The organism is Flavobacterium pisciphilum (assembly GCF_020905345.1).
In the GTDB taxonomy this organism is placed as follows: Bacteria; Bacteroidota; Bacteroidia; order Flavobacteriales; family Flavobacteriaceae; genus Flavobacterium; species Flavobacterium pisciphilum.
This window is the reverse complement of record NZ_JAJJMO010000001.1, coordinates 3,951,713-3,965,437: the sequence shown is the minus strand read 5'-3', so window position 1 is coordinate 3,965,437 and position 13,725 is coordinate 3,951,713. Positions and strand designations below refer to the sequence as shown.

Sequence of the window (13,725 nt, the reverse complement as noted above, 5' to 3'; positions counted from 1 at the left end):
TTAAAATTTATAGTTAATACCTAGATTAAGCTGATGCTGTAGTTCTCTATAAGCACTTGGTACCTGAAGTCTTGCATAATTAAAATTATACACTGCTTTGACATCAGAATGATTAGAAAGCCTATAACCATACTCTAGATTCCATAAAACACTTTGATAGTTGTCTAATGCATAAAACTTACTCTCAGCGTTTGTAACCCTAAGTAGCAGCACAGGAATGGTTAGTTTTGATGATAGGTATTGTTTATCGTTTAACTGATAGCCGAATCTGCCTGCGACTCCAAATTCCTGATGTAAAGTATAATAATCCCCATTATTAAAAGGCGAAGTATTCGGATTACTGTAAATAGAAGTATTTGTCTGCGAGTGAAGTCCCGCATATACAGTAAATTTATCTTTTTTATAAATCTTTTTTAGATACGAAAAACCTAATCCGACTTTCGCAAAATCTGTATTAAGATTGGAAAGCTTATCGGTTTTCAGTCCAGCAGTAAGGTAGTCGAGTTTTACTTCAAAAAGATTCTCTCTTTTACTGGTTCGAGTATAATTTAATTTATACACCGGTCCTTCATACTCATACATCACTACTGGAGCAAATTCGAGATTTTTTAAAAAACCAAAATTATTTCCTACTGAAAATTCCAGCTGGTTCTTTTTTTGAATGGTTTGTGATTGAACTGATACCGCAGACAAAATCGCAGTAGTAAACAGGAGCCGATTTAATTTCATATAAATTTAAGTTGATTATCTTCGGCAAACCTAAATGAAATAAAAAATGGCAAAGTCCGAATACCTTAAGACTGAAGAAATCCGAACCTATTTATTTGTTTTACGAAAGCTGTTTGGAGTCATTCCAGTTGCTTTTTTAAAGGCGTCATAAAATGTTGTTTTTGAAGTAAAACCTGATTCCATGGCCATTGCCAAAAGACTGTAATTTTCAAAGTCGGAATCAAGAATCATTTTCTTAACGGCTTCTACACGGTAATTATTTATAAAATTGGCAAAGTTATCTTCTGTAATTACATTAATTAATTGAGAAACATATCCTGCACTTATTCCTAATTGTTCTGCAACTTTTTCCCTGTTTAAATTACTATCTCTATAAATCTGATGGACTTCACAAAGTGTTTCCAATTTTTTAAAATAAACGTTTTCTTTTGTAAATGAATCTAAATTAGCCGTTTCAATTTCTTTTTTAAGAATTAATTCGCTAGGAAATTCGTTAGGAAGCAATGAAACACTTTTACTTAATAATCCCTCTATTCCTTCCTTATTACCAGCCAATCTGTATCTAAAAATTCCGTAATAAGCTGTACAATGAATTAAAAATGTAGCAAATAAGGCGAGAATCCGCATACAAAAAGAAAGATCATATTCGAAAAAAAGTGCTATGAGAACAGCAATAAGCCAGGAAAGCAATAATGTAAAAACCAAAGACCATAAAAAAATTATCCATTTCCTTTCTTGCTTATCCTTTGAAAATTTAATAAACCTCAAAGTATATACAGCCATAAAAGGAAGAAATATCAGAATAATAAAAAAATCAAAGTCTTTTAAAGTTTCTATAGATGTTTTGAGAACATTTGGGATTTTAAAAATATGCGCTACAACATCACAATCATAAAAAATATTTGCAAAGGCTGAATAAATGAACGGCACAAATAACCACCTAATTTTTTTCGAATTTCTAATGGGATGATTTACCTGATGTATAACAAACATAAAGATTAAAACAGGAAAGAGAAATGCCCATTCAATATCATCAAGAAAAAGCAAGAACGGAACAATGCTGTAAACATCTATTATTTCAAAAACAAGATTAGTAATAAGAAGAGAGAGTGTAAATATTGCATAAGCTAAATATTTATTTGCATTGCTCTTAAATAGTGGTGATTTTAAAATAATTGCCCCAAGAACTATTCCTTGAAAAATTGCGGTGTTAAAAAAAATTGTAAAGATCAATCTATATAGTAGTTATTTAGTTTACGCCTTGCTTCTGTTTTTTTTTAGGTTATTACCTATATTTTATTTGACGAAACTATACTTAATTATTTTTTTTTACTGTTAAAGGAACTACAATTAAAACTAAATAAAAAGACAATAATAAAATCTGAATTACAAATTATCACGCAGTAATTGCATAAAAATCTTCAACAAATTGGTTAGATATTTAATACTTCCCACTACTAAAAAAGCTTCAGAAAAATCTGAAGCTTTTTTTTATATTATTTGAGATAACTATACGTTCACGAGCGAGACGCTCGCGCCAGCGCAGGGGTATACTTAAGAATTTAATCTTCTGTGTATATCCAAGTATTTCTTATCTCATCATAAATTTCAGATAAATAATTTGGATGTTCTTTTAAAAACTGTGCAATTTGATTTTTATTAAAATCTTTAAATTTTGGATTTCCCTTCAGGTTTTTAATTGCAATTTTTTCTGTTATAATTAATAATAGTTCGTTCGCTTTATTTGTGAACTCACTTCCATCATTACTAAAATTTATATTCATAATTGACTCTAAATTTTTATTGCTTACAACTAGTAAAGATTTCGAAATTAATAAGCCTGCAAGATAGAAGCGATGCAATTCATCATTTAAGTCAAATGCAATATTTAAAAGTACTTTCTTTTTAATGTAAAGACCAATACCAATTGTATTTAATTTCGGTAAGTATACCAAATTAGACGCAGTTAATAAAACTACACCTACATTTGTATTGTTCTGTTCGATATAATTATTTACAAACTCATCATTTTTATCGATTTCTAATTTAATTACAGGAACTTTATAAGTCACACCATTATCTTTTATTTTCCCACAATACCTTTCAATATTAAGACAAACTACATAAGATGTAATTTTTTTGTTAGATACTAACCTAAGTAATTTTGTTATCATTTTGCTTTATGTTTTTTACTAAAAAAATCTTTTAACCTATTTTGGATGGCTTTATTTGACTAAAATAGTATTTTTTTGACAAATCGTAGTTGTTTTTATTTTTAAAAATTTTGTTTCAAAACCTATAGATCATCAGTCTTATATCTGCAAATAATGACTTCAAGAATATCAAAAATCATTTATTTTAAAGTGCATAACTAGGGTTAATAATTTCATACAAATCTTCAACTAAACTGATTAGATATTTGAAAGCTTCCCGCTACTAAGACAAAAGCTTCAGAGAAATCTGAAGCTTTTTTTGGTTTATATTTACTTTTGAATTGATTCACTTTGTGGACACAGATTACAAATCTGCGCGATCGGGTTTGATAAAGATTATCTGAACATTGTTTTATTTCTCAATAAATTAATTCTTGTGTAAGAAATGAATAAGGTTTGCTTATGATTGTTTATTATTTTTAAGGTATTATCAGGTATATATTATCTATTAGTTGTGAAATATTTCAGTAATCATATTTTCGATTTCTGCTTTGATTTCTACACTGCTACCTATCCATCTGCCGATGATATTTCCATCTTTATCGATTAAGATTTTTACTGGAATTCCTGTTACTGCATAGGTATTTTCAATTGTACTTTTATTTTCTTTGATTGAAAAATGTTTCCATTTTTCAACATTTTCTTTTTGTATTGTAGCTCTCCACAAATCTAGTTTTTCATCCTTTGTAACACTTATAATTTCAAAGCCTTTGTCTTGATATTTAGAGTACATTTCTTTTAGAAAAGGAAAATCTTCTCTGCAAGGGCCACACCAACTTGCCCAAAAATCAAGAAGCACATATTTGTTGTTTTTATATGAGTTAAGTTGCAACAAGTTAGCATTCATATCATTTACTTTAAAATCAGGGGCTAAACTTCCAATTCTACTATTTTTAAAATAATTTAATTTTTCAGCCAATTGTTTTCCGCTGTAAGATTTTTTTACTTCTAGTCCTAATTTATCGTATAATTTTTTAATTGTATCATATGGAATTTGATTATCCTCTTCTGCTAATATGCGATCTAATAAGTCAGGTGCTAAAAATGAATTTGGATTTTTTTTTATAAATTCAAAATCCAATTGCTTGCTTATTGTTTTATTTTGATCCACTAATTTATCCAACTGTTGATCAAGCGAATCTAAACTCTTTTGAAATTTATTTTTTAAAGAATTATCACTTGTTTCAATCATTTTAATAGAATAAAGTTTACTCAATTCTTTGATAGAATCAATTTTTTTGTGATTTTTTTGCTTTTCCGTTGTATTTTGTAATGCATAAAACTCACCGTTCGTTTTAGAATCATTTATAATTATAGTACTCAAATCATCAAAATCGAGCTTAATATTAATTATACGCGGCTCCAAATAAAATGTCATTGAGTTTAATTTTGTCATATAAAAATTAGGGTGAGTACAAATAATTGCTTTAACAGGGAAATCAATTTCTCCTTTAAATACAAATTTATTGTTATAAATCTCTGAAGATTTGGTAATGCTCTTGCCATTGACCTTATATGTCAAATAAATTTTCTTTTTGTTAGCGTTTTTGGAGCAGACACCATTTAACACAAAATTGTGCTGTGCTACCATTATAAATGGAAGAACTAAAAAGAAAATTGAAAGTTTTAATTTCATGTATATTTATAATTTACAAACTCTAATGCTTATCCTAGAATTTTATCTAATATCTTTTTGTATTGTAATTTAACTTTTCTTTAAAAACGAATATACTAATTGTATTCGCTAAAATTAGTTAAGTATTCTATACAATTCTAAAATATTCCCAAAAATAAAGATTTCATTTACGCAGCTAAAATTGCATTAAAACCATTCATAAACCAGTTAGATATTTAATACTTTCCACTAACAAAAAGCTTCAGATTTCTCTGAAGCTTTTTGTTTATGTTTACTTTTGATAAATGTTATATTGATTCACTTCGCAGAGCGAAGGGATTACCAAATTGTAATTCTGTCTTTTTTCGGCAAAAACATTTTATCTCCAGGTTGTATATTAAATGCATCGTAAAAAGGTGTAGTATTCATTAGAGGCCCATTAACACGCCAATTGGGTGGAGAATGCGGATTATTGTTAATCCACAAACGCAGGTACTCGTCTTTCATTTTTACTCTCCATATTTTAGCTAAAGAAATAAAAAAACGTTGGTCTGGAGTAAAACCGTCAATTTTTGTATTCCCTTGTCCTTCTTTGGTCATTTTAAATGCATCATAAGCAACTGCTATTCCAGCAATATCTGCCGTGTTTTCGCCAACTGTCATTGCACCATTAATGTGTAGATCACCTAAAACGGTATAGGTACTGTACAAATTTATAACCTGTTGTATTCTTGACTTAAACTGTGCATAATCCTCTTTTGTCCACCAGTTTTTTAAGTTGCCATCCTTGTCATATTGAGCACCTTGATCATCAAAAGTATGGGTTATTTCGTGACCTATAACCATTCCAATACCTCCATAATTAAGGGCATCATCTGCATTATTATCAAAATACGGAGGTTGTAAAATACCTGCAGGAAAAACAATTTCATTTGCAGTAGGGTTATTATATGCCGTAACTGTTGGAACTGTAGTATACCATTCTGATTTATCGACTGGTTTGTCCAATTTTGCCAATTGAAATTGATATGCAGCTGTTGCGGCTGCAACCATATTCTCAAAGTAGGCATCCCTAACTATATGTACATTGCTATAGTCTTTCCATTTGTCTGGATATCCAATTTTCTTAGTCATGGCTGCCAATTTTTCTTTGGCTTTTTGTTTTGTACTTTGACTCATCCACTCCAATTTATCAATTCTTTTGGCATACGCTTTTTGCAGATTATTCACCAGTATTAACATACGCTTTTTAGCATCTTCAGAAAAATATTTCTTTACATACAATTCACCCAACGCATCGCCTAAGTAATTATCAACGACATTAGCCATTTTTTCGCCACGTGATTTTTGAACAGCTTGGCCGGAAAGTACTTTGGTATATTCAAATGAGGCATCTGCAAAAGGTTTACTTAAATCATCGGCATATCTTTCTAGAGAATTTGCTTTCAAGTAAATTTTCCAATTATTGATAGGGATGGTTTTTAAGAGCTTATTAAGGGCATCATAATAGGCAGGTTGCCCTACATTAATGAAATCGGTTTGAGCACCTAATTTTTTTAAAAAAGTAGCCCAGTCTATGTTAGGGTGTCTTTTTACAAGATCTGTCACAGCCATCTTATTATAATTTGCTTGCACATCCCGAAGTTCAACTTTTGTTTTATGCGAAACGGCGAGTTGTTTGTCAATATCGTAAACCAAATTAGCATTCTTTATAGCTTCTTTGGCATTACTACCTGTTTGTTGAAATAATGTAGCAAGGTATTTTTTGTACGATTCCTGTATGGCAACAGTTGATGAATCTGATTTGAAGTAATAGTCCTTGTCTGGCAAACCTATACCTGTTTGATAGATTTGTGCAATGTTCATACTGCTGTTTTTATCATCGGGTGACACTCCAAAACCTATAATAGAAGAATTGTCCACTTTTACTTCATTAACTACAAAGTTCATTAAGGAAGGTAAATCGCTAATTGCTTCAATTTTGGCTAGCAGGGGTTTGATAGGTGCATAACCTCGTTTGTCAATGGTTACTGTATCCATACCTGATGCATAAAAGTCTCCTACCTTTTGTGCTATACTTCCTGCTGGATTCTTGCTTTGCGAAATACTATCCAATATTCCTTGCAGGCGCATTCGTTGTGGATAATTCATAAACATATAGACACCAACTCCGGCTTGAGATGCAGGTATCGGCACAGAATCGTACCATTTACCATTTACATATCTAAAAAAATCATTCCCAGGTCGCAATGTGGAATCTATTCCAGTGATAGCAATATTTTTTTTTCCTTGATGTTTTGAGCACGCTGTAAAAGCTAAGAATGCAATGAAGAGTATTAATGATTTTTTCATAATCTAGATTATTTCTATTAAAATGAACTGAAAAACGTTTGAAGGCATCTATTTTTAAATGTATCTGCTTGGCATATATAATTTTAGCAGAACAATATACAAATTCAGTTTTTAATTCTAAAGTTTTTCACTAGAATTACTACTTATAAGAATCATAAGCAGTTATTTATTATCCATGCAGTACTCTAGCATAATGCTCTACTAATACAACGGAAAAACTACTGTTGAATTTTGCACTTCAGCCCGCCTAATGCAAAACCCCTATTAGCGGTAGTTTTTAATCATTATGGTCTAATTCCGTAAAATCTCCACTTATTACTAATTCATTAATCTTATTTAAAAGGTCCGAAAATAATTCTGATACATTTACATTTTCTCCATCTTCTATTCTTTTAGAAATCATCGTCATAGGGAAAACAGTCAATGCTAATGTTTTATATTGTAAGCAAATATCTCTTCCGTATTCATCCCGAATTACAGCCCAATGAAAGTCATTGTTTTTATACTGAATGTAATCTCCTAAAGCAATTCCTAAAGATTGAAGTTCATATGTATTGTCAACCTGAAATACATTTTCGTCAATAATTTTTTGTATTAAAGAGATTGTTTTGTCGGTATCATGATAGGCATCTATTTCGTCTTCATGAATATTAAGCACCTTTTTAATTCTTTCATTTATATCATCGATATCATTATATGTTGGTTCAAATATATGCTGACTATCAATATTTATTTCTTTTATAGTAGAGATAAAATTGGTAATATCACTTAGTACATTTTCGATATTTTCTTCATTATTTTGAGCATACTCTGCGTTAGTTGTAACACTAATAATGATAAGATGATTAAAATAACCAACTTCAAAATAGAAAATCATTAAGCCATCTTCTTCATTTTCTTTAACATAATTATAGTAACTTTTTTCATCCGTAAGATTTACCTCGATTTCCTTTTCTTTCGCTAATTCAATTACTCTCCTATACATTGCCTGCAAATCCGAACTGTCTTTAGATTCAACTGTGATTACACTAATTCTGATTTCTGCAAAATCAATTTCAGGGTCGTACAAAATGACCGTTCCATCATTTTCTCTTTCTGCAAAATAGTTGCTCGATACTTTTATAGATTTTAATCCGTCTCCTATTTCAAATAATTTCATTTTTTTCAGTGTATTTGTATAAAATTACCGCTAACTTATATATGCATGATAAAATCATACAAAACCACCCAATTTTGGGTTGATAAGAATTACAAACGTCATACATTATTTAAACCAAATATATTGATAATTCTATATAACTCATCAAAAACACTTTTAATTTGCTGAACGCTTTCGATAGCTTTATATTCAACGCAAAGTGATTTTTTTTATTCTTCAAACAACTCATTGTAATATTTTAAAACTAGGATGCGCACGCTATAATACTATAATAATCATACAAAAATGATTAGATCTTTGAATGCTTCCCGCTCCACCAAAACAAAAAAATTCAGGAAATCTGAAGAAATTTTTTATAAGCTTGATTACTATAAAAAAGATGGAAATGGCTTCGTTGGTTTAGTTTTATTTCATCATTTAAAAAAGGTTTTTTGGTGGTTGTATTAAAAACTTAATGACCCTGATAACGTAGGTTTGTAATCTGTGCCTGTAAAGTTTGGCTTTGAAGCAAATTTAGTAATCATCTCTACCCACTCAGTCACAGGTTGTAAATCTGCTAACGGGTATAGAAATAAATAAGCCCTAAAAGGGATTTTAACCGAAATCTCGTTTATTTTTGCCAAATGTTAGAAATTCTTTACCAAGACGAATATATTATAGCAATTAATAAACCAAGTGGATTGCTGGTTCATAAATCATTTTATGCACGCGATGCAAAAGTTTATGCTATTCAAGAATTGAGAAACCAAATAGGGCAACACGTTTATCCTATTCATCGGTTAGACCGAAAAACATCTGGTGTCTTGTTATTTGCGTTGGATAAAGAGGTTTTGAAAATTATGAATGATCGTTTTGCCACACGCGAAGTCGAAAAAAAATATTTAGCAATTTTACGTGGTTGGTCACCCGAAGAACTAACTATTGATTATGATTTAACCAATGATGATGACATTAAACAAAATGCAATAACATACTTTCATCGTTTGCAAAATGTCGAAATTGAGTTAGAATTTAACAATAAACCAACATCACGATATTGTTTGGTAGAAGCGATTCCTGAAACTGGACGTATGCATCAATTACGAAAACATTTCAAACATATTTTCCATCCCATTTTAGGAAGTCGACCACATGGTTGTAACAAACAAAATAAATTATGGTTGGAGAATTATGACCTAAAAGGAATGATGCTTCATGCACATCAGTTAATTTTTAATCATCCAATAAAAAACGAACAACTAATCTTGAATGCAAAGATTAATGAAGAGTTTAGCAGAGTAGGTACTATTCTTAATCTAGATTTAAGTAAGTATGAATAGAATAATTATTTAAAAATTATTGTTCTATTTTAAAATGTAAAATGCATATTCAACAATACTATACTAATCTTCAAAAAATGGGTTAGCCATTTCAATGCTTCCCACTACTAAGACATCGCTTCAGAGAAATCTGAGGCTTTTTTCGTTTTATCTTTATTTCTATAGATTCTTTACAGACACAGTTTACAAATCTGTGTTACCAAATCTGGTCTTATACAGTACTATTTTAGCAGGTAGAAATCCAGAAATCTTTTTGGAACAGCCTTTGCAAATCCGTCTCTTAAAAACCCCTTAAGTTGCTTTTTAATTACAAATTAATAAGTCATTTTAGTTAATCATTTCTTAATCCATTAAGAAAAATCATCTGTATTAATATAATTTCGTCCTGTCAATTCATATGAAATTAGCTATGTTTTAGCAAAAGACTAATTAGCATGATATCCCAAAACAAATCTTAAAAACAACTTTTATATTAAAGAATTGATTTATACAACACTTTTAAATATTGCGATTTTTCAGGGAATAGTTTTAGGCTTAATTATTTTAAAGTCTTCCTTATTCAATAGTAATTCAAATAAGTATCTAGCATACTTAATATTTACATTTTCAATTATTTTACTGAATCATGTTTTTGAGATTGAAAAAGCATTTACCCCCTATCCTTTTCTACGCTTTATTGACCATATCGAGTGGTCATTTCTATTACCTGCTTTCATATTTCTGTTTATCATAAACCGGATTGATGATACTGTAAGAAGCAAGCAAAAAATTTATTTGTGCTTTATTCCGTTTGCCTATTCCGCTATCCTTAGTATTACAGCCGATCTTGATAGTATTGTAGGAATTTATAAAATTCCTGAGTTAGGAATCCAGATAATGAACATACTTGGTCTTATCCACCTTTTTTTAGCCATTACATTTACCCCTTTCCTACTGCTTTACTCTTATTTTATGATAAAACATTTAAAAGATATGCAGGAAAAAAAATGGATAATCACCTTATTAACCCTTGTCTCTTCATTGATATTCTTCTATCTCATTACCTGTCTAGTTGGTTTATTCCTTCAATATGATATGTCATCTACTATGAGTGCCCTAGCTTTATTTGGAACATTCATAATTCACTGGACTACTTATATAGGCATTTACAAATACAAACTGGCCAAAAACAAAGATGCTGTTTATAATTTTCTAAATACAGATTTGGCTATTTCGTATGCTAATCTACCAATTGTAGAAAATAGTATCTCAGAAGAAAACAAGGAATCTATCACGGCAGATAATCTTTATTTTCAAAAACTGGAGCTTCTTTGCAAAGACCAGCACATTTATACTGACAGTACATTAAACAGAGAAAAAGTTGCTGAAAAACTAGGCATAAGCGCAGGATATGTTTCCCAAATTATAAACACGATAACAGGAGACAACTTTGCCCATTACATCAATCAATATCGAATTGAAGCTGTCAAGGGAATGATCTCAAATTCTGAATACGAAAACTACAATTTATTGACGATGGGATTAGAGTCTGGGTTTACTTCAAAAACTACTTTTTACAAAGCTTTTAAAAAAGCTACCGGACAGACTCCAAATGAGTACCGAAATTCAAATAAATAAGTACCGATTTATACAGTTTTAAGGTATTGAAACCTTATTCAATATGGTTTTATAGAATTTTGACATCAAATAAATTCAAACAACTTTTTTATGAAAAAATTTTTATTACTAGCTGTTCTAACAGTTTTAGGATTTACAAATGTTAACGCTCAAAAAATTAAATTTGGTGTTAAAGGAGGTTTAAACTTTGCGTCTATCAGCGGAGATGATACCAAAGATGTTGATGCTGTAACATCATTTAATTTTGGTGTTGTATCAGAAATTCCCATTTCAGAAAAATTTTCTTTTCAACCTGAATTAATGTATTCTGGTCAAGGGTATAGTTTCAATGATAATACAGTTGCCTTAAGTTATCTGAACATTCCTTTAATGGGAAAATATTATTTAACAAAAGGATTGAGCGTTGAAGCTGGACCGCAAATAGGTTTTTTACTTTCTGCTAAAGATGACAACACAAATGTAAAAAAATCGTTTAATACTTTTGATTTTGGTGTTAATTTTGGCTTAGGCTATAAACTTGAAAACGGACTTAATTTTGGTGCAAGATATAATCTAGGATTAACTGATATCAACAATATAGATAATTATTCTGGTAAAAATAAAAACGGAGTACTTCAAGTATCTGTTGGTTATTTCTTTTTCTAAAACTTAATAATTCCAATACTTTTATACACTAGAACTACTTAGAAAATAGTAGCTTTTTTTTGATGAAGGATTGGGAGTTTCAAGCTCAATTGATGGAAAAAAAACATACGATTCAATCTAAAAAAGAAATTAAATCCTTGTTCCAGCTTTTTATAAACCTTGAATAAACGGACTAGATATTTAAATACTTCCAGTTACTAAGACAAAGCTTCAGATTTCTCTGAAGCTTTGTTGTTTATGTTTGCTTTTCTAATTCAACTTATAAAGATGCACTATAGGGTTTACTTCTGGCTCTCTTTAGCTTTAAAGTCCGTGATAGTCTTTCCATCATAACGATATATTCCATTCAAAGACGCGAGTTTTTTTCAATTATACACAAATTTTTAAAATACAAAACTATTTTTAAATTCAATCTAAAAACCTAATTACGTTAAACGGGTGTTAGCAGATATTTTTTAAGTAAACTCCAATTTCTGGGATTTGTGCCATTTCATTGGTTTTTCTTATTCCGATTAGCTTTGTTTTTTCAATTGGTTGAAAATTTTCTGCCTTTAATATTTCAATTAATGCATCCATTTTTTGAGTAATGAATTCATAATTTGGGTTTTTAAACCTAATTGAATTGTTCATCATTACATTTCCTTCTCTCCAACGAAAACAGTAATTTCTTGGTATAAAACGCCAATGAGAAATTATATGCTTTTCTGAAATTTTCCTTAAACGTATATAATCTATTTCATTATTTATTGTTGGTGATTCAAAGTGAATATTTAAAACTAAAGCTTTAGAATTCCTATTTTCTGAAAATGTTAACCAATCATAATAAACGTCAAACAAGTAATTTCTATAAACCCCACTTAAACCAACATAATCATTAACTTTTTCTATTTCGAAACCAATTGATATTAATTTTTTGAATCCTTCGCTTTCAATTATTTCACAATGCCTTTTGTACCCAAATCGCTTAGTTAGTAATCCGCCTATTATGATAAAAAAAGATGTCAACACAAAAACAATTAATGAGATTAATATGTTTTCAGTCATCAAATAAGTAATAAGAGAAAATGGAATATTAAAAAATAAAGAAATCATTATTCCTTCTTTTATATCTGATATTTTCATTCGGTTTTATTAGTTTATTTGATTTTTACGCTAAAATATCTGCTAACGTTCTGACGCTTGGTGGGGTTGAAAAATTTATAACAGAGTATTTTTTTGCTGAAACGAAGATATGATAAAAGACTCTAATTCAACTCCCCAAAATCACGGCAAACAGCTGTTAGGTAAGGTTTGATTATCGATATATTTCTTCTCTATGTAAATTTAGATATTCTTGATTCGGGCAATCTTCATTTGGCTTTTTGAAAACAGTGTCTTTTAATAGTTTCGCTACATTTTTACTTAACTTTTTAGAAATTATGACTCTAAATTTTTCATCTAAGCTGATAAATCCTTTGTCAAATAATTTATCATGGAAATTGCATAACAATATACAATTACTTAAATCTAATCTTTTTTCTTTATCAACACTCCAAGGAATAATATGACTAGCTACTAATAATTCTGGTTGGTCAATTTCACACAAGGCACAACAATTCTCATAATTTTCTGAAAGATATTTTTTTAATACATCTTGATAAATTCTAGTTTTTACTTGAGATAATCTTTCTGTCTCCTTATGCTTAGAATTTATTGGCTTACGTTCAATTATTTTTTTTGCTTCTTCCTGAATTGCGATGAAACTATTTAGAATTGTTTGAGCATCAATTGTAATATTTTTAATATCATTCAAATTGTTCTTAAGAATTCCTTTACTATCTCCTTTGATTTCGAAATGATGGAGGATATTCATAGCAACAAATCCTCCTCCTCTCGGTGGTGCTGGTAGACCGAGTATTTCTTTTTGAATCCATCTATGACTTTTTTCTTCTATTAGATACGAGTATAAAACTTTAGCAAGAGTATAGTCATCTATGTTTTCTATTTCCATGTGATTGTAGGTTAAAATTATCGCTAACTAGTATATATTCTATACAAGCCTTCTTAAATACAACCTTTTTTAGGTAGATTGCCAAA

The 13,725-nt window shown here is 29.7% G+C and carries 12 protein-coding genes; 4 read left to right on the top strand and 8 right to left on the bottom strand.

Annotation, left to right across the window (positions count from 1 at the left end):
- Complete coding sequence (locus LNQ49_RS16925) at window positions 1-729, bottom strand: hypothetical protein (protein ID WP_229990200.1); 729 nt, start codon at window positions 727-729, stop codon at window positions 1-3.
- A gap of 87 nt (window positions 730-816) precedes the next feature.
- Window positions 817-1,356 carry a helix-turn-helix domain-containing protein gene (locus LNQ49_RS16920; protein WP_229990199.1) on the bottom strand — a complete coding sequence of 180 codons (540 nt, stop codon included), beginning with the start codon at window positions 1,354-1,356 and terminating at the stop codon, window positions 817-819.
- Between the two features lie 34 nt (window positions 1,357-1,390).
- Between LNQ49_RS16920 and LNQ49_RS16915 the strand changes: the two genes are divergently transcribed.
- On the top strand, window positions 1,391-1,624 hold the full coding sequence (locus LNQ49_RS16915) for a hypothetical protein (RefSeq protein WP_229990198.1): 234 nt from the start codon (window positions 1,391-1,393) through the stop codon (window positions 1,622-1,624).
- 667 nt (window positions 1,625-2,291) lie between these two features.
- Here LNQ49_RS16915 and LNQ49_RS16910 read toward each other — a convergent pair.
- The 4 genes from LNQ49_RS16910 to LNQ49_RS16895 all read right to left on the bottom strand — a co-directional run bounded on the left by LNQ49_RS16910 (window position 2,292) and on the right by LNQ49_RS16895 (window position 8,068).
- Window positions 2,292-2,903, bottom strand: a complete 612-nt coding sequence (locus LNQ49_RS16910; RefSeq protein ID WP_229990197.1) for a hypothetical protein — start codon at window positions 2,901-2,903, stop codon at window positions 2,292-2,294.
- Between the two features lie 487 nt (window positions 2,904-3,390).
- Complete coding sequence (locus tag LNQ49_RS16905) at window positions 3,391-4,578, bottom strand: TlpA disulfide reductase family protein (protein WP_229990196.1); 1,188 nt, start codon at window positions 4,576-4,578, stop codon at window positions 3,391-3,393.
- Between the two features lie 318 nt (window positions 4,579-4,896).
- Window positions 4,897-6,909, bottom strand: a complete 2,013-nt coding sequence (locus LNQ49_RS16900) for a M13 family metallopeptidase (RefSeq protein WP_229990195.1) — start codon at window positions 6,907-6,909, stop codon at window positions 4,897-4,899.
- A gap of 277 nt (window positions 6,910-7,186) precedes the next feature.
- On the bottom strand, window positions 7,187-8,068 hold the full coding sequence (locus LNQ49_RS16895) for a DUF3806 domain-containing protein (RefSeq protein WP_229990194.1): 882 nt from the start codon (window positions 8,066-8,068) through the stop codon (window positions 7,187-7,189).
- Between the two features lie 623 nt (window positions 8,069-8,691).
- On the opposite strand from LNQ49_RS16895, the gene LNQ49_RS16890 reads away from it, so the two are divergent.
- From LNQ49_RS16890 to LNQ49_RS16880, 3 genes are all read left to right on the top strand, one after another.
- Entirely contained in the window at window positions 8,692-9,387 is a 696-nt protein-coding gene (locus LNQ49_RS16890; protein ID WP_229990193.1) for a pseudouridine synthase, read from the top strand.
- Between the two features lie 480 nt (window positions 9,388-9,867).
- Window positions 9,868-11,004: a helix-turn-helix domain-containing protein gene (locus LNQ49_RS16885; protein ID WP_229990192.1), complete on the top strand. Its 1,137-nt coding sequence runs from the start codon at window positions 9,868-9,870 to the stop codon at window positions 11,002-11,004.
- A gap of 90 nt (window positions 11,005-11,094) precedes the next feature.
- Window positions 11,095-11,649, top strand: a complete 555-nt coding sequence (locus tag LNQ49_RS16880) for a porin family protein (RefSeq protein ID WP_229990191.1) — start codon at window positions 11,095-11,097, stop codon at window positions 11,647-11,649.
- 441 nt (window positions 11,650-12,090) lie between these two features.
- On the opposite strand, the gene LNQ49_RS16875 is transcribed toward LNQ49_RS16880, so the two are convergent.
- On the bottom strand, window positions 12,091-12,771 hold the full coding sequence (locus LNQ49_RS16875; RefSeq protein ID WP_229990190.1) for a hypothetical protein: 681 nt from the start codon (window positions 12,769-12,771) through the stop codon (window positions 12,091-12,093).
- A gap of 172 nt (window positions 12,772-12,943) precedes the next feature.
- The gene (locus LNQ49_RS16870) at window positions 12,944-13,639 is read right to left on the bottom strand and encodes an HNH endonuclease (RefSeq protein WP_229990189.1); all 696 of its coding nucleotides are present in this window, start codon (window positions 13,637-13,639) and stop codon (window positions 12,944-12,946) included.
- Window positions 13,640-13,725 lie beyond the last annotated feature (86 nt).